Source organism: Xenorhabdus anantnagensis, assembly GCF_028598555.1.
GTDB classification, from domain to species: domain Bacteria; phylum Pseudomonadota; class Gammaproteobacteria; order Enterobacterales; family Enterobacteriaceae; genus Xenorhabdus; species Xenorhabdus anantnagensis.
Window position 1 is genome coordinate 30,937 of sequence record NZ_JAQRFN010000009.1, and the last position, 17,715, is coordinate 48,651.

Here is a 17,715-nt window from a genome sequence, read left to right on the forward strand (position 1 = left end):
AACCATAACCATGTACCATGTTGTTGCTTCAGATTTAGATGGCACTTTGTTGTCTCCCGACCATAAATTAACCCCGTATACCAAGGAAACGCTGAACTTGCTGACGGAGCAAGGAATTCATTTTATTTTTGCAACAGGGCGCCATCATGTTGATGTGGGGCAGATCCGTGATGGATTGGGCATTGATGCTTATATGATCACATCTAACGGTGCAAGAGTTCACAATATTCAGGATGAATTGGTATTCAGCCATAACTTAGATCCTGAGATTGCCCATGATTTATGTTTATTGGAGTTTGATAATCCCAATATCCTGACAAATTACTTCAATAACGATGATTGGTTAATGAATAGGGAAGCCCCTGAACAGGAAGAATTTTTTCAGGAGTCAGTTTTCCATTATCAGCTTTTTCAACGCGATAATTTTCTCACTGATGGCGTGTGCAAGGTTTATTACACCAGCGAAGATCATGATTATTTATTGGATTTGGAAGAGAGAATTAAAGCGCGTTGGGGGGAAAGGGTCAATGTCAGCTTTTCACTGAGAAATTGCTTGGAGGTGATGGCTGGTGGTGTTTCTAAAGGGCATGCGTTAGAGCAAGTTTGTCAATCGATTGGATATCAATTGAGTAACTGCATTGCTTTTGGTGATGGTATGAATGATCGGGAAATGTTGAGTGTGGTAGGCAAGGGCTGCATTATGCAGGGAGCGCACCAGCGCTTGAAAGACATCCTACCTGATATGGAAGTTATTGGTTCCAATATTGATGATGCTGTTTCTTGTTATTTGCGGGAAATGTATCAAGTTTGACGCTAATCGTCTGAATCTAATGCCCTGGTGATGTGGTGTGTTTCCAGGCTGAGAAGGGTGAAATTATGGTTCTGTCGTATTAGCGGAAATCAGGTAAGCTTCCCTGTTTTTGAGCGAGTCCAGAACGGTGTCCCTGATCCGAAACGCGTTTAAACGCCTCCATTATCCTGTCGATATCATTGCCCAAGGTGTCCGTTGGTATCTCGCTTATGCGCTGAGCCTACGCAATCTGGAAGAGATGATGGCAGAACGGGGGCTCTTCGTCGACCACGCGACGATACATCGCTGGGTGTTACGTCTGGTGCCCCTGCTCAGCAAGGCTTTTCGACAACGCAAAAAGCCCGTTGGCTCCCGATGGCGGAGGGATGAAACCTATATCAAAGTGAAAGGTCAGTGGAAATACCTTTACCGGGCGGTCGATACTGATGGTCAGACGATTGACTTCCTGCTGACCGCTCGCCGCGATGCAACGGCAGCCCCGCCGTCATGACTATCGATAAAAGTGGGGCCAATACCGCCGCGCTCACCCTCCTCAATGCGGAAGGATCGCCTCAGCAGGGGATTGAAATCCGGCAAAATAAGTACCTGAATAATCTTATCGAACAAGATCATCGTCACGTCAAACGGCGAACACGTCCTATACTGGGATTTAAATCGTTCCGCCGGGCACAAACGTGACTGGCGGGGATCGAACTCGTTGCCATGCTTCGAAAAGACCAGTATCGGCAAGAGGAGGGTGAACGATTATCCGCGGCTGAACAATTTTATCGTTTGTCAGTATAAAGAACAAACATACCTCATTATCGCTCAGGATGATTCATTTAATGCGACAGAACCCTTATTATGCATAACTCTAATTTACTCGCCGTTTATGCTAGACTGGTTATCGGACGAGACGATACAGTGGTCCGCTTGGAAAACGGAATTTAGTTTTAGCGTTCGGGCAAACACCTATAAACACGAATTTAGACAATCTCAGATAAAAAAATGACCGTCACGATAACGGTCAAAGCCTTGTATTAAGAACATTTATAATTTAATTTTTTCTAACAGCTTTATGCTATATGCACATTCGCCCATTTCTGATGGCTTTAAATATTCTAGCCTTTCAAAGAACTTGATTGCGTGATCCCTCATCGCAATTAAAAATTCATTTTTCTCAATAGATGTTTTTACCTCAGAGTGGCAATTTACACTTACACACACTCGTCGATGCCCTTTTAATGGGATAAATTTCACTTCTATTGGCTGATCTGGGAAATAACATTTAAATTCTTTATTCTCATAGACTAAAAATAAACCCTCAGATAAATAGCTCCAAAGATCAATTATATCATCCCACATAGATTTATCTATAAGAGGTTTACCATTGATGGTTAATTCCAATACTCCATCAACATAATCACTTTTTTTTATATCTCCTTCATATTGATAAAAATCAATGAATTCATCTTTAACTTTTATATATGTATTTATGTTTATATTTGTCATTCTTTTTTCTCAGGATAAAATTGTCCTACTCTTCCACGTTTAAACCCTACGGTATATATTTTACCTTTGTACGTCCCTATAATTTGCAAACGCCTAACATGACCTTTTTTTACTAAGGTATCTCTATTTTGCTTCATTATACTATAAATAGCGTCAGCAATGTTTATTACTGTCATATCACAAGTGAAGTAACTTTGTTTAGGCTTCGTTGAACCATCCCAATAATAAGGGTGATGCCGCTCAAGAATATGTTTCATCCCACTCTTTTCTAGTTTAAAAGTATTGTTTCCAAACTGGAATGTTTTGCTTTTAAATTTTTTAAGTTCATTAACAACGTTATGTTTACAGGATTTTTTATAGTGGTCTGCCGAAGAAGCTGCATGAGACAGCGAACCGAATGCCACACAAAAGATCGTCAGAATGACGACGAATAATTTTTTCATCATTGTTTCCTATTTTAAAATAAAAATTTTCCATTTAGCTTTGACATGAGGTATTTTCCATCACACGGTAACTCAGAATGTACAAAATACGTAGATGTGATATTGGAAACTACAGCATTAATTTAAATAGAGAAAATAGTTTTTTTAGATTAATTTTTAAATAACCATCTGAATTTAATTTATAATAAATTAATGATTTACTGGTTTATAAATATAAGCGTTCTGATTTATAATGATTTTAATTGAATTTAATAAATAAATTATGCCATTGATAGTAAATAAAATTTCCATAATGAAATATTACACGAAACCTATTTGGATCATTTTATTATTTTCATACCAGCTTAAGTGGGTCATGTATTTAATAAGTTGAAAATAAGCACTTATAAAATACATGGCCCATTCTCCTGTTTATCCAACCCGCCAATAGCCTCCTTTCTTCGCACCAACACGAATCAAACGACCAGCATCCACACGAGAGCATAAAAACTATGGTCACCTATATGGGGTCCGCTTAGAAAACGGAAAATAAACCACGCCAAGGCTATTTTTTAGCCAAGTTGACACTAGCAACTACCTGATTTATCAAACCGTAGTGTTTTTCCGTCCGAAACCGAACTATTACGGACACCATGCTGACCGAGTGTCCGAAAGTAAGCAAAACCATTAAAGGACAGGCTGATCGTTACGTACATCCTTTGTGGTAAGGGGTTGCGCTCATAGGGATGCAATCACCCTTTAAGCTTAAAACTCTTAACGTGGGATAATTTCCGAATTCCAAGCGGACCCCGACAACACGCCCTAGAAATGCCCGTATTACAAAGTGATTATCAATAAATTCAGATTGTTCTTGCTTATAACGAGATTATTTCCAACTCAAAGTTTGATCTGACTTAATCAAGGTAGTAGTTATTTATGAAGGCTCGCACTGAATTTCAAAGCTATAAAGTTACGTCATAGCGTAGAGAACTTAAATGAGAAGAAACAAAAAGCCAACCTCACCAGTTGGTTTTTTTCTATCCATGTTGGTAAGGATATCTTCTTTGTTAAAATGAACTTCTCCATCTTCATAAACTAGCTCGGATTTTTTCACTCAGACGTAATTTTGCCGGAATGGTACTCGCGTCCTTTAGCCAGTCAGTCATAATCTGTTCAAATGGTTTTTTGTTACAATAGGCACAACGGGCAGTACGGCGCAAAAGTGCCAGGGCATTTTCTGCTATGCGAGGGGAGATTGTGTCAATTGAGATTAAACCGTTATCTATATCGATCCATATTTGAGTTGCACTTCACTTCGTAAATGCTCGTGGTAACAGCTCTTGGAATACATCATCTTTGATTTGAGATATCTCAGTGCGACGGAGTTTTCGGCATGTTACTGATGATCCTATGTAAATTTAATCCATTAGACTTTGATCAAAGTTGGAAACTAAAAAATTTATAAATAACAATTAAACACATTAATAAAAATTAATATCTTATATACTTTTGATTAATTTACATTTCTCTTACTTGTTTTTAACGAAAACATGTCACATTTATATTGCAATAGAAAATCTTCACTGCACTGTATTATTTTAAATAATTTCCAAATTTAAAAAATATTGAATATAAATTATTAAAAGGAATAATCATGAAATCAAAAAACTTATCAGGAATAATTATAGCAATATCAACACTGGCATTAATTCCAACAATATCAGCAGCAAAAGCAGTTGAATTATCATATAAACGTCCTGTAAAAACATTAGAAAAACAACAAACGATATCACCTTATATACTCATTAGTAATAATAAAGGAGATAATAGTAAAAGAGGTGATGGGGGTGGTAATGCTAATGGAGGCAATGGTTCACCTGGTGGTAACGGTGGAAATGGCAATAATTCTCCAGGCGGTAATGGCGGTAATGGCGGTAATGGCGGTAATGGCGGTAATGGTGGTAATAATGGAAATGGAAGTAGCAATGGAAATGGAAGTGGTAATGCTAATGGAACAGGCAATGGTAATGGAAATAAAAAGGCTTAAATAAAAAACAACGCAGCTTATTATTCAAAGGTATAAGTTGCGTTGTTCTACTTGTGAGAATAAATTCTATTTCATAGAGGAATTTAAAAATGAAACTAGGAACAATAATTATAGCTGTATCTATATTCAGTTTTCCTTTTGTACCATCGCATGCAAAGGCTGAAAGTAAACTTCCTATAAAAATAAATGATTGTAATAAGTTGGATGGGAAGTTTGGTCAAAACGGTAAAAACGGGATACCTGATAGCAATTGCAAAAATGGAGGCAATGGTGGGAATGGGATATATCCAGGGCAATCAGGTGGGAATGGCGGTAACGGTGCACTTGGTGGGAATGGCGGGAATGGCGGGAATGGCGGCAACGGTGCATCTGGTAGTGGTGATGGCAATGCTAATGATTGTAATAAGTTGGATGGAAAGTTTGGTCAAAACGGTAAAAACGGGATACCTGATAGCAATTGCAAAAATGGAGGCAATGGTGGGGATGGGATATATCCAGGGCAATCAGGTGGGAATGGTGGTAACGGTGCATCTGGTAGCGGTGATGGCAATGCTAATGGTGGCAATGGTGGCAGAGGGGCAGATGGATTATGAATAATCTAAAATTATCATTTTTTATTCTAATGTCATTAGCTATCTCAGAAGCATCACATGCTTCAACCATTTCATTAGCAAAACAAATTTCCCATATTAATAACTACCTCCTTGTTTCAAATGGCAGTAATGGAGGTAATGGAGGTGATGGAGGAAAAGGAAGCCACGGAGGTAATGGAGGTAATGGAGGTAATGCAGGTTCAGGAAATAATTCTAACGGCGGTGATGGTGGTAAAGGTGGTGATAGCGGTGGAGGTTCAAAATCCTCTGGAGGAAATGGGGCAAAAGGGGGAAATGGGGGAAATGGTAATAACTCTTCTGGTGGGCGTGGGGGCAATGGTGGTAATGGTGGTAATGGGGGGTATAACGGAGGAAACGGCGGTAAAGGAGGAAACGGAAGCGGCTCTGGAAATGGGGGAAATGGTGGTAATGGCGGTAAAGGTGGTAAAGGTGGAAAGGGTGGTAAAGGCGGTGAAAACGGTGGGCTTGATGGGCATCGAGGTAAAGATGGATAGTTATAGTTTAAGAAAGCAAAAATACTATACTAATTACAGGAATTATTGGTATTTGAAACAGGGCGTCTGTAGCCCTGTTTCTATTTCACGTATCAGTGTTGACAAAATCTCCCATTTGTTCAGCCTCATTAAAGAGTTGGTTAATGGTATTTATTGCTGAATACTATTTTGTAACTCATACAAAAATCAACCCCTAACTAATTACCCATTAGAAGTGGCCGTTTAAACGTTGGCGGTTATTGCAGCTACCCGCCACTACTCCATATATTATGTATTTGATCGGTAGGTGTCATACAACATTATTACTGTGAGAAGTTAAATGCAGGCGCTTTCGCTGTGAATCCTTCATCGCTCTCAAATACTATTTCTCCCTTAGATCTCACTGTTGTTTTTCCACCCACATTAAGAAAAAATCACCTGTAGCATTGTGGAATACATCACCCGCTTCATTCATCCCTATACACGATCCGCTTGCCATGTTAGTAATAGATATGCCACCACCAGCGGTATGAATGACAAGTAAGTTATTGCGTTTATAGGTTTAGCTATCCCTTTTTGATGAAAAGAAGTTGGATATCAAAAAAAATGCTATCAGAAACCAAGGCCGACCGGATAAAATTTTCATGTCATTTCGAATGGTAAGGGTTTTGAGAATATTGGTAATTTATTCTTGGATGATAATTTTATGTTGAGTTTATGTAAATTATTATGCTAATAACAAAGCATTTTTTGATTTTTAGAGGGTAAAATAGATATTTTCATATCTATACTAATGGTTTTTCATAAATAACATAATTAATTACTTTTATGAAAATAAATCATAATCTAATCTAGATTAATAATAGAACAATTGGTTTTATTTTACTGATCGATTTATACGTAACTTTGATATGCGTTAGAGATATTTATGTTGTTTCTATTTTTAATTTTGCATTTGTAAGTGTTTTTTAATTCATTATCTAATAATGGCATAAATAATGAAGGATTAATCAACCAGCAATGGGATGTAGACTTTAAAAGATAAGTAAGTGTAAGATCCGTCATCCTTTATAGTTTGCTCTTTCTCTTTTACATAAATTAACTACAATCAAGTGATATTATGAATTGGTATTTTAGTGTTTTAAAAAATTATGCTGAATTTTCAGGGCGTGCCCGTCGTAAAGAATATTGGATGTTCCGTTTATTTGATATTATTATCTCTATAGCTTTATTTGTATTGGGAACAGTCATTGATGAAAGCGCTGGTTTTGGATTGTTGGTTATTTATGGGATTCTCACTTTTATTCCAAGTCTGGCTGTAGCAGTGCGCCGCCTTCATGATACTAATCATTCTGGTTGGTGGTTATTGATGTTACTGATTCCATTTGCCAATATTATTTTATTAATATTTTTCTGCCTGGAGGGAACGGCTGGCGATAATGATTACGGAGAAGATCCGAAAAAGTTATCCTAATGCCTCAGGGTATATAGTATGAGTTAAAAATTTAGTTTGCCATGTAATATAAAACGCCACTTCATCCTTTAGTGGCGTTTTTTGATTTTTATTAATTGTATAATTTATTTCATTGATTTCTTTTTGGGGAAATGACTTTTTATAAAAAAATAATTATGTTCTTTGCATAAATAATTTATCTGGAATATAGTTCTTGCGATTTCAAGATAAGGAATATTATTTATGAATGATTTACGCCTTGCTTACTACAATTTATCTCCAGAACTATTGCAGGGGTTCCGTGCGGTAAAAGAAGGGTTGGAAAAAAGCTCGCTAGATTTACCGTTAATTGAACTGATCTATTTGCGAGTATCCCAAATCAATGGGTGTTCGTTCTGTTTAAATAAACATTCTCAAGCTTTGCGGGAACACCAAGAAACAGAACGTCGGTTAGCTGAATTAGCTGGATGGCGAGTCAGTAGTCAGTTTAGCCTTCGTGAAAAGGCAGCGTTGGAATGGGCGGAAGCTCTTACTCATATTGTGACAACACACGCAGACGATTATGCTTATTTCCCCTTGAAAGATTATTTCACGGATCAGGAAATTTCTGATTTGACCTTTGCTATTGCGCTTATGAATGGGATGAATCGGCTTGCAATCGGAATGCGTCAGTAATGTGATGTTATTCATTCTGCAATATATCCGGTAGGCTTCAAGTTGCAGTGCTGCCAATAAAGCTGCAACTTGAAAGAAAAAGAAGATATGTTTTATTTGGCTCTTTTACGCATCAACCAATAAGCCACTAATCCCCCTATTATTATAGCTGCCATTATCAATGGCGTTTGTCTGGCAAGACTGGATTCCAGCAGCGTACCAAAACCAAGATATCCAACAGGCACTGCAAGGAATCGCGTGGAGGAAAATAATGTCATTATTCTGCCAAACAAATTTTCGGGTACTTGACGTTGAATCAGAGTGACTTCGACTGGCCCAGTAAAACCAATACAAATGCCAATAACAAAAAGCTGAGTGAATAAGGCATATTGTCCGTTAAATAGGTTCAGAGATATCAGGCTCAGTATAAATAAGCTGTAACCAGTAATGATAATGCGGTTGCTGGAAAAATATCTACCATAAACACTATATAGTAATGAAGAAAGCGTTGTTCCCACACCAAAGCAAGTTATTGAGACACCGAGGCTTAAAACAGAATTAAACTCTTGCTTATTCACATATGGCAAATAAATGATCAAAAACGGTGTAATCACAAAATTCACTATTGCACTAATTAGAAGTACGGCGCAAATCTCTTTCTCAGATGTAATGTATTTGAATGCTTCAAGAAAATAATGGTGTGGTAGAGAGGGAGTTTTAGTCACTTCATTGATATTGGTGACAAAATGTTTTTTCAGGATGATCAGTCCCAATGCCACGACAAAAAAACTGATCGCATCGAAATACAAGGCGTTGATTGTACCAAGCATAGCAATAATCAAAGAACCAACGATGGGGCCGATTAGATCACAAATATTTTCAACAGTACTATTGATCCCATTGATTAACTCATGCTCGCTTTTATTCTGTTTGATCTCTTTAGCCAGCATGACGTCTTTTGCCAAACGTCCTGGAGCATCCAAAATAGTGGAGAATATTAGTAAGACAGCCAGCAGGTAAAAGTGCAGGATATCCATGGTATAAAATACAGGGATCAACAACACGCTGAGAAAATTCACTAAATCAGATAACAGAGAAATACGGTATGCCCCGTATTTATCCACCAATTGTGCACTAAAAAAAACAGAAAAGAGCAGAGGAAGGATTTTTGCAGACATCACGGAGGCAACCAATAGTGGACTGCCTGATATTTCCAAAATCAGCCATGGAATAGCAATTTCGGTAATGGCGTTTCCCAAAATAGAAACACCATTTAATGCCAATAATCCACTAACCTGAAAAGGTATGCGTCTGGTCATGTTGCTGTAAGGTTACAGTGCTCCCGGTTTACGTGGAGGATTACGACCCGTGTAGTTAGTTGTCGCACTGCGGATTTCTTGCCCAAAAATATCAACACGTGCCTGAAATGGTGGGAATGGCAAAGTGATATCGTGTTTGCGGAATTCCTGCAAAATGTGTTGATGTACTTCATGACGGGCAGGCATACGATGCCCCATCTCTGCGGCGTAGACACGCAGTTCATAAATTTGAATGCCTTGCTGCAAATCCACTAAATACACTTCCGGCATCGGGTTATCAAGAATTAATGGTGAGCTTTTGGCGGCAGACGTTAATATATCGGTGGCATAGGCGGAGTCAATATCAGCCGGCACTGGGATCGTCAGGACGATACGGGTAATTGTGTCAGACAGTGACCAGTTGATGAATTGCTCTGTAATAAATGCCCTATTGGGAACGATAATCTCTTTCCTGTCCCAGTCAGACAGCGTTGTTGCCCGCGTATTGATTTTTGTGATGCTGCCTGTCAGATTACGGATAGTCACGGTATCACCAATGCGGATCGGTTTTTCAAATAAGATGATCAGTCCGGAAATGATATTGGCGAAAATTTCCTGCAAGCCAAAACCAAGCCCAACCCCCATTGCAGCAACCAGCCATTGTAGTTTCGACCATTCAATTCCCACCAGAGAGAAACCAACCAAACCGCCAATGAGCGTAATGCTGTATTTGGTCAGTGTCGTAATGGCATAACCTGTTCCCGGTGTCAGCACCAGATGTTGTAATAGAGCAAGTTCCAACAGGGCTGGCAAATTACGGACAAGTTGCGTAGTAATGACAATAACTAAAATTGCAATTAACACTGAGCCTACGGTTATTGGCTGAATGCTATTAACACCGTTGATGGTTGTACTGACGTTCCAGAGCCGAATATTTTCAAGGAAAGAGAAGGCTGAATGTAACTCAGACCACAATAGGATCAGAGAAACTAGCGCAATCATTGCCAAAATTGAACGCACCAATCCTAATGATTTGGCGCTGATGGCATCCAAATCAATGACGGGTTCCTCAACTTCGATTGAACCCTCTACACTACTATTGATGTTGGTTGAATCTTCTTCACTTTTAGCACGCTGGGCCAATATCTCCGCACGGCGTTGTTTTGCCCGTTCAAAAGCGATTTTGCGGCGCTGGATCAGCATCCATCGACGCACTATATGGTAAATGACCAGCAAGAAGAACCAGATGGCGACAGAAGTTTCCAGACGCACCAATAGCGCTTGTGAGGTTCGCAGATAACCAAGGATAGAAGCAAGTGCCGCCAGGATTGGAGCAAAGAGCAGAATCCACCATAGAACAGAACTAACGATATTTTCGCCTGAACCATGTTTGTCCAGATAGAGTGGAACACCGGCCCGCTTTAAGCTGTTGGTGACTAAACTCAGTGCAATACACAGCATGACAAAACACAGCCTGCCGAGGGTTGGGATAAATTTTGAGTCGTCGTAATAATTAAAGGCGATCATTGCCATCATAAGAGGCACGATCAGGAAAATGGAAAGACGATAGAAACGCATAGCCCGCTTTATACGTTCTTCCGGCCAGCGAAAATGTGCGATAAATAAACCATTGGGATGGGCAAATGCTGCGCTGAGCATAAAGACCCACAAAATCGGGGTTGTTGCATTTATACCGTCGCCTATTGCTACAGCTATCGGGTATTGCCACGCATTTTGCAGGCCGTAGCCAATGGCTGACCAGAGCATGGGTAGCGGTGATGCCGCGACAATAGACCAAAAAACGGTTTGCACAGTCAGAGAAAAATGATCTTGTGTCACTTTGCCAATGCGATTGCTGGAACGCTCAAGAAAAGCATGATATTGGCGGTGTGAGCTAATACTGAAAAAGACCAGTAGCAAAGTGCCTAGCAAATAAAGCAGAGTATTCTGCGTGGTCAACATGTCGCGGATTGCGTAACCTAACTGTGAGAACGTATCCAGAGACAATAGGCGCGTCAGATCTTGTACTACCAATAGCGGATAATTCAGCGATATGGGATCGACATTTACTACCCAGAACAGATAGCGATGGGTAGCATCATTTACTTCTTTTAAAGTATCATTTAATTGGCTGGTGCTTATCTTGAGGTTTGTCAGTTCCAGTATTTTACTGTCATATATTGAGAGTAGAGAAGTTAATAGCTTTTCCTGTTTGAGTATAGATGAGTTATAGGTTTCCTTTTGTTTTGGCGTCAGTGAATTATTTGAAGGTAATGTCTGCAAGAGAAATAATTTTGAGGGTTGTATGTCTTCCCGCATACCTTCATATTTCAGTTTGCTGAGACGCAATTCGGCAATATCTTTGTCAATTTGCTGGATTTTTTGCATCTTGGGGATAGACGCGATTTGAGCTCTAAAAGTTTCGCTAAATGCAGCGGAAGAGCTTAGCCATTGTGCTTGTTCACGGATTGTGTTGAGTATATTGTGAAGTTTCAGAATAGAACTGGTTACATGATGATGTTGTGAGCGAATGTCATCCAAGCTCTCCCTTTGCTGCTCAGTTAATTGCAACAATCTGCGATTTTTCTGGACTTCATCCCGCAAGAATTCTGGAATGTTTTCTCCACTCTGTTCTGCCAGCACTTCTGTATTCTCTAAGTCAGATTCCGTTTTCTTCTGATGTAGAATATTTAACTGATGGCGTAATTGCTGGAGTTTAGTCTCCAGTCGTTGAGAGCGTTTTTTGAATAAATCGGTGCGCATGTGCACAATTTTCTGACGATTATTGACAGAAAGTTGAGCTATATTCAGCTCATTGATTATAGCGTTATGAGCCTTGACTTCTGCTTGCGCTAGTTCCAGTTGCGTCAAGTCCAGTGGCGAGGAAGGTGAGCTCAGAGACTGAAGCCGGGAAGCCGCTTCAGCCTGCAAACGCTTTGCCTCAGTCTGTTGTTCAGGCAGTTTTTCTATGAACTCACTGATTTTTTTGGATTTGTCCAGTTCTTTCTGTAATTGGAGTTTTTGCTTCTGTAATTCGTTATTTGTCTGGGTGATTTTTTGCTCTAACTGACTGATAGTCTGATTGGCTGGTATGGATATGTTGGTATTGCTTTCAGCAAGAATTTCCTGATGTAATTTTTGGGTGATATTAGGAAATTCATTAATCGTTTTTTTGTACTTCTGGGTATTCTCATTGGCGGTCTTGGCCTTGTTAACCCAACTGGCAACCCCTTGACGTGCTTGAGCGATTTCAGAGCCTTGTAAGCTTTTGCTACTTTCAATTTTCTTTAATTCTTGCTTCAGTTGGTTTTCATCCAACGGCATTACAGAGGCAAAAGCCGAATTCGTAATTAAGAGACTGAACAGTAAACTGATAATCAGGCGCACAATAAGGGGCTCCATGGATCTAAAATTAGCTGACGATATCTTTATTCATTGATTCATCAATATTCACTGAGGATTCTTCTGATGTGATGGCTTGCGCCATCATAGTTCCCATGCGGGTTTGTGAACCGCTATATAAGTTGTTGGCAAAACTAATCTGATTAGCCGCAAACAGGTTGATAACGGTTGAACCCAGCTTGAAACGTCCCATTTCCTCTCCTTTTTTGAGGGAAACCACACCCTCTTGGCCCTCTGTTGGGTAGGTCCAGCGTTTGATGATCCCTTCACGCGGAGGTGTGACACAACCGCTCCAGACGGTTTCAATACTGCCCACAATAGTAGCACCAACCAGAATTTGTACCATTGGCCCGAATGCCGTCTCAAATAAACAGATAACACGTTCATTACGTGCAAACAGGTTTGGTACATTGGCTGCTGTCAATGGATTAACTGAGAACAGATCGCCGGGAACATAAATCATCTCTTGAAGAACGCCGTCACATGGCATGTGAACACGATGATAATCCTTTGGCGATAAGTAAGTCGTGATAAATTGACCATTGCGGAACTGTTCGGCCAGTTGATACTGTCCTGCCAGTAGTGCTTCTATCGTGTAATAGTGGCCTTTGGCCTGAATAATCTGATCTTCGCGAATCGCCCCAAGCTGGCTTACTGTGCCGTCTGCTGGCTGAGCCAATTGGTGGGTTTCATTGACAATAGGGCGAATGTCCTCTTTGAGGGGACGGACAAAAAACTCATTGAATGTTGAGTAAGCAGTAAATGAAGGATCTTTGGCTTCATTCATATCCACTTTATAGGCTTTGGCGAAAGCTTTGATTACAAGCTGTGTCAGCCAGCCAGCCTTTTTATTGGCAAACCAACCTGCTAGGTTGGTAATGCATTGTTTTGGAAGTAAATATTGTAGCCTGATTTTAAAATTATCCAGCACGTGAACCTCTTGGATCTTTTCTTGGCAAATTGGACAAAAGGCGACTATTGTACCTGCCATTATTTTGAATGTCAGGGTATCGTTAATTATTGTCTTATTTTTGACCGTCTGTGAAATTTCTGCGTGGTTTAACCTGTGCCATGCTTTCTAGAATCCGGTGATAATTTTCGAAACGTTCGTCAGCAATGATACCCTGTTCCAACGCTTCTTTTAAGGCACATCCAGGATCATCCTGATGTTTGCAATCACGGAATTTACATCCTCCCAGATATTCACGGAATTCGACAAAGCCTTGTGTAACTTGTTCTGGTGTTAGATGCCACAATCCAAACTCACGGACACCCGGAGAGTCGATCACATCTCCCCCCTGAGGGAAATGGTAAAGGCGCGCGGCGGTGGTGGTATGCTGACCGAGACCAGAGTTATCTGAGACATTATTGACCAGAATAACTTTTTCATTGTCAGGTAGCAGGGTATTGAGCAAGCTGGATTTCCCGACACCGGATTGCCCCGCAAAGACACTGATTTTGTCAGCCAGCAGAGAGGTAAGCTCAGGGATACCTTCATCAGTATAGCTGGAAACTTCCAGTACGCGGTAGCCGATATGGCGGTAGATATTCATGACATCATTGACCCATTCACGGCTTTCGGCATCCAACAGATCGATTTTATTGAGTACGATCAAAGGCTCGATATTGAGTGTTTCACATGCGACTAAATAGCGATCGATAATATTCAATGAGAGTTCAGGCAAGATAGCGGAAACAATCACGATTTGGTCGATATTTGATGCAATTGGTTTGATGCCATCATAGTAGTCGGGACGTGTAAGTACGGAAGTGCGTTCATGAACCGCTTCCACGATACCATTAACTTTGACATCAGACTGGAGTTGCAGCACAGGGCGCCATACAACGCGATCCCCTGTGACCAATGAGCGTATTGTTCTGCGGATATTGCAACGCTGTATGGAAGAATCTGCTGCTTCAATATCGGCATGTTGCCCGAATCGGCTGATTACCAGCCCTTCCTGTGGCTCACCAAACTGGCTATCATCCATCTCTGGTTTACTGGTATCAACTTTATGCAGCCTGCGTTGATGATTGGCTTGCACACGGCGTTGTTGCCCTTTGGAAAGTTTACTTTTAGCCACCGAACCTCACTTATTTTCACCTATCTTGCTGATTATCGCTGTGAATGTTCAAAAACGTTATGATACATCACGGATACAGACTACCTCTTTTGAAGGAAACTAGGATATATCATGTCAAAAAGCGAGAACAATCTTATCTGGATAGATTTAGAGATGACTGGATTAGATCCCGAGCATGATCGCATAATCGAAATTGCGACCATTGTCACCGATGCGGAATTGAATATCCTTGCAGAAGGGCCTGTCATTGCGGTTCATCAGTCGGATGAGCAATTGGCATTGATGGATGATTGGAACGTACGGACGCATACCGCCAGTGGGTTGGTGGAACGTGTAAAGCAGAGCCAATTTGATGATGTGCAAGCTGAAAAAGCAACCATTGCTTTTCTGGAACAATGGATTCCGGCTGGAAAATCACCAATTTGTGGTAATAGTGTGGGGCAGGATCGTCGTTTCCTATTCCGTTATATGCCTGAATTGGAAAAATATTTTCATTATCGTTATTTGGATGTCAGTACACTTAAAGAATTGGCTCGTCGTTGGAAGCCAGAGGTGTTGTCGGGGTTCAGCAAGAAAAATACTCATCAGGCATTGGATGATATTCGAGAATCTATTGCTGAATTAGTGTATTACCGTGAGCACTTTATTCAAAAATAGATATATCCAGCAATAAACAATAGCTATTAGTATATTCTTTGTATGTGAATGGCTTGTACGTAATTGGTTTGTACATAATTGGCTTATACAAATAGCTTGTACGTAAAATGTTCTCTGAGTTGATGGTTAAACGGATTATTTGCTGATTTAATCATCAATCAGAGAAAAAACACAATTTTTTACGTTTTGGGGACTTGCCAGAAGAATAATTCCTCGTATAATGCGCTCCCCGTACCGATGAAGAATTTCAACAGTACAAGCACACCAAATATATGCGGGAATAGCTCAGTTGGTAGAGCACAACCTTGCCAAGGTTGGGGTCGCGAGTTCGAGTCTCGTTTCCCGCTCCAAATTCAAAGTTATTTGGGTGTGAAAGAATTGGCTGACAGAAGCCATGATAAACGCGGGAATAGCTCAGTTGGTAGAGCACAACCTTGCCAAGGTTGGGGTCGCGAGTTCGAGTCTCGTTTCCCGCTCCAAATTCAGGACGGTAGATTTTTATAAGAGTCTGCAAGTCATACAAAAAAAGCGCCCATCGGCGCTTTTTTTGTTTTCAAACTATCTAACCAAAGCCAACTGCCACATGAATACTCAGTGGTACATTCATTGATATATGGATAAATTTATATCTATTCGTAAGCGTCATATTGATGTTGACCAAGATTAAAATCCTTTGGTAGATTAAATCATTCGATATAATCACTATAAGAAACAAATCTGTCGTACTCTCCCTAAAGTGAAAATAAGCTCATAACGGAAGCACTCTCCATAACCGAGCTGGTCTGCAAAGCATCTTTAATCTGTCTCTAAGAGTTTCTTAGGGACGTTTATCTATCAATGTGAAGAGGTAGAGCCGATGAACTATGATGTCATTGTTGTAGGATCTGGGGCTATTGCAGGTTCGATTGCGTATGAACTTGCTAGTCGCCAATTGAAAGTATGCAGGTTGGGACGTCTTGATCGTAGTAATGCGGCGTCAAAAGCCGCAGGGGCAATGAATGGTTGTTTTGGTGAAGTGACCAGCGGGCTTGTCGCGAGCGATTATGGAAAACTGAAACTCAAAATGGATCGTATTGCGAAGGATCGCTGGTCAATATGGGCGCAGCGTTTGGTCGCATCTTCGGGGGATACCCGCCCTCTGTTTACCGCAAAAGGCACTCATGTCATTCTTAATACCGCAGGAATGGCTGCTGTTGATAGTGTTAATTATGATGCTATAGAGAGTACTCTTCGTGAGTATAATGAACCTTATGAGGTTGTTGATCCGCAATCGATTAAGGGAATGAAAGCTAATGATTTGGTGCGTTCGCTAAAAGGACTTTATATTTCAGAAGAACATGCCCTTAATTCCCACATATTGCTTGAAATGTTGGATGCTGCATTTCTCAGGGAAGGGGGAGAGATTGTCGATAACAATGTTAAACGCGTTCTCACAGAAAATGGAACCATAACGGGCGTTGAAACTGTCGATGGAGCGCGCTTTACCGCAAATAAAGTGGTTATTGCGGCAGGAGTGCAGTCACTCGATATATTATCAGACCAACTTTCTATCGTGCAGAAAATTCCTCCGCTTTTTGCCGGCTATGGAGTGTCTGTTTTACTCAAAGTTAAAAATCCCGATGAATTACCAACATCAGTGATTCGTACACCTAATCGTGCATTTGCTTGTGGGCTACATTGTGTTCCGCGTGGTGATGGTGTTCTTTACGTCGGCGCGACCAATCTTTTGTCCAATCAACCTCGTACACATGCGACAGTTGCTACCATACAGTTCCTTGTGGAGTGCGCTTACAATCAGATAAACGTTGATTTGTTTGAAGCAGAGGTTCTTGCAATTCAGGTTGGCAATAGGCCCATCTCCGCTGATGGTTTTCCATTGATTGGGGAGTGTGGCATAGATGGATTGTGGCTTGTGACTGGGACATATCGGGATGGTCTACACCAATCCCCGCTTTTGGCGGATTATGCTGCGAATGCACTCATGGGGCTACCTAATCTGGAGATTGACTTAGGGGATTTTACACCGATTCGTCGACCCTTAATCGGACTTGACCGAGATATGACCATTTTGGAGGCGGCACAGCAAACGGCAGCGATGGGTTATGAATGTCTCTGGAATATTAGACCGGGGTGGAATGAATTAATCCATGAATGTTTACTTAATAAGTATCGTGCGCAAGTTGAATCTATTGATGCTATCTATACTCCTCCCCCTGATTTAGTTGCATTTTCTTGTCATGACGAGCAGATAACAAAGCGGTTACGTGATTATTACAATTGTTGGAAGGAATGAGTGGTTGGAAAAAATG

Annotated in this window: 14 protein-coding genes, 2 tRNA genes and 2 pseudogenes; 11 read left to right on the forward strand and 7 right to left on the reverse strand. The window is 40.5% G+C overall.

From position 1 onward, the window contains the following. The first annotated feature begins 10 nt into the window (after window positions 1–10). Both yigL and PSI14_RS08710 read left to right on the forward strand, forming a co-directional pair. Complete coding sequence (gene yigL, locus PSI14_RS08705; protein WP_273575544.1) at window positions 11–811, forward strand: sugar/pyridoxal phosphate phosphatase YigL; 801 nt, start codon at window positions 11–13, stop codon at window positions 809–811. Between the two features lie 127 nt (window positions 812–938). Continuing rightward, window positions 939–1,594 (forward strand): annotated as a pseudogene (locus PSI14_RS08710) (IS6 family transposase). A 246-nt stretch (window positions 1,595–1,840) separates the two neighbouring features. Here the strand turns inward: PSI14_RS08710 and PSI14_RS08715 are convergent. The 3 genes and pseudogenes from PSI14_RS08715 to rdgC form a co-directional block, all read right to left on the reverse strand. Next, complete coding sequence (locus PSI14_RS08715; RefSeq protein ID WP_273575545.1) at window positions 1,841–2,302, reverse strand: hypothetical protein; 462 nt, start codon at window positions 2,300–2,302, stop codon at window positions 1,841–1,843. Further along, a complete protein-coding gene (locus PSI14_RS08720; RefSeq protein ID WP_273575546.1) occupies window positions 2,299–2,748 on the reverse strand; it encodes a hypothetical protein in 450 nt (149 codons plus the stop codon). The genes PSI14_RS08715 and PSI14_RS08720 overlap by 4 nt, the downstream gene beginning before the upstream one ends. Before the next feature lie 1,064 nt (window positions 2,749–3,812). Then, window positions 3,813–4,142, reverse strand: a pseudogene (gene rdgC / locus PSI14_RS20155) (recombination-associated protein RdgC). A 236-nt stretch (window positions 4,143–4,378) separates the two neighbouring features. Between rdgC and PSI14_RS08725 the strand changes: the two are divergent. The 5 genes from PSI14_RS08725 to PSI14_RS08745 all read left to right on the forward strand — a co-directional run bounded on the left by PSI14_RS08725 (window position 4,379) and on the right by PSI14_RS08745 (window position 7,986). Further along, the gene (locus PSI14_RS08725) at window positions 4,379–4,771 is read left to right on the forward strand and encodes a hypothetical protein (protein ID WP_273575547.1); all 393 of its coding nucleotides are present in this window, start codon (window positions 4,379–4,381) and stop codon (window positions 4,769–4,771) included. A 186-nt stretch (window positions 4,772–4,957) separates the two neighbouring features. Further along, a complete protein-coding gene (locus PSI14_RS08730) occupies window positions 4,958–5,368 on the forward strand; it encodes a hypothetical protein (protein WP_273575548.1) in 411 nt (136 codons plus the stop codon). Continuing rightward, window positions 5,361–5,879 (forward strand): hypothetical protein, encoded by a 519-nt coding sequence (locus PSI14_RS08735; RefSeq protein WP_273575549.1) that lies wholly within the window; start codon window positions 5,361–5,363, stop codon window positions 5,877–5,879. The genes PSI14_RS08730 and PSI14_RS08735 overlap by 8 nt, the downstream gene beginning before the upstream one ends. 1,099 nt (window positions 5,880–6,978) lie before the next feature. Then, a complete protein-coding gene (locus PSI14_RS08740; protein ID WP_273575550.1) occupies window positions 6,979–7,332 on the forward strand; it encodes a DUF805 domain-containing protein in 354 nt (117 codons plus the stop codon). A gap of 222 nt (window positions 7,333–7,554) precedes the next feature. Then, a complete protein-coding gene (locus PSI14_RS08745; protein WP_273575551.1) occupies window positions 7,555–7,986 on the forward strand; it encodes a carboxymuconolactone decarboxylase family protein in 432 nt (143 codons plus the stop codon). 92 nt (window positions 7,987–8,078) lie between these two features. Here PSI14_RS08745 and PSI14_RS08750 read toward each other — a convergent pair whose 3' ends face one another. The 4 genes from PSI14_RS08750 to rsgA all read right to left on the reverse strand — a co-directional run bounded on the left by PSI14_RS08750 (window position 8,079) and on the right by rsgA (window position 14,749). Then, on the reverse strand, window positions 8,079–9,284 hold the full coding sequence (locus tag PSI14_RS08750) for an MFS transporter (protein WP_273575552.1): 1,206 nt from the start codon (window positions 9,282–9,284) through the stop codon (window positions 8,079–8,081). Window positions 9,285–9,296: 12 nt separating this feature from the next. Continuing rightward, a complete protein-coding gene (gene mscM, locus PSI14_RS08755) occupies window positions 9,297–12,650 on the reverse strand; it encodes a miniconductance mechanosensitive channel MscM (protein ID WP_273575553.1) in 3,354 nt (1,117 codons plus the stop codon). Between the two features lie 25 nt (window positions 12,651–12,675). Then, the gene (gene asd / locus PSI14_RS08760; RefSeq protein WP_273575554.1) at window positions 12,676–13,596 is read right to left on the reverse strand and encodes an archaetidylserine decarboxylase; all 921 of its coding nucleotides are present in this window, start codon (window positions 13,594–13,596) and stop codon (window positions 12,676–12,678) included. Between the two features lie 94 nt (window positions 13,597–13,690). Next, on the reverse strand, window positions 13,691–14,749 hold the full coding sequence (gene rsgA, locus PSI14_RS08765) for a small ribosomal subunit biogenesis GTPase RsgA (protein ID WP_273575555.1): 1,059 nt from the start codon (window positions 14,747–14,749) through the stop codon (window positions 13,691–13,693). A 111-nt stretch (window positions 14,750–14,860) separates the two neighbouring features. Between rsgA and orn the strand changes: the two genes are divergently transcribed. The 4 genes from orn (at window position 14,861) to PSI14_RS08785 (ending at window position 17,699) form a co-directional block, all read left to right on the forward strand. Further along, on the forward strand, window positions 14,861–15,406 hold the full coding sequence (gene orn, locus PSI14_RS08770) for an oligoribonuclease (RefSeq protein ID WP_273575556.1): 546 nt from the start codon (window positions 14,861–14,863) through the stop codon (window positions 15,404–15,406). A 274-nt stretch (window positions 15,407–15,680) separates the two neighbouring features. After that, window positions 15,681–15,756: transfer RNA gene (locus PSI14_RS08775), tRNA-Gly, on the forward strand. 53 nt (window positions 15,757–15,809) lie between these two features. Next, window positions 15,810–15,885 (forward strand) — tRNA-Gly (locus tag PSI14_RS08780). 377 nt (window positions 15,886–16,262) lie between these two features. Beyond that, a complete protein-coding gene (locus tag PSI14_RS08785) occupies window positions 16,263–17,699 on the forward strand; it encodes an NAD(P)/FAD-dependent oxidoreductase (RefSeq protein WP_273575557.1) in 1,437 nt (478 codons plus the stop codon). Window positions 17,700–17,715 lie beyond the last annotated feature (16 nt).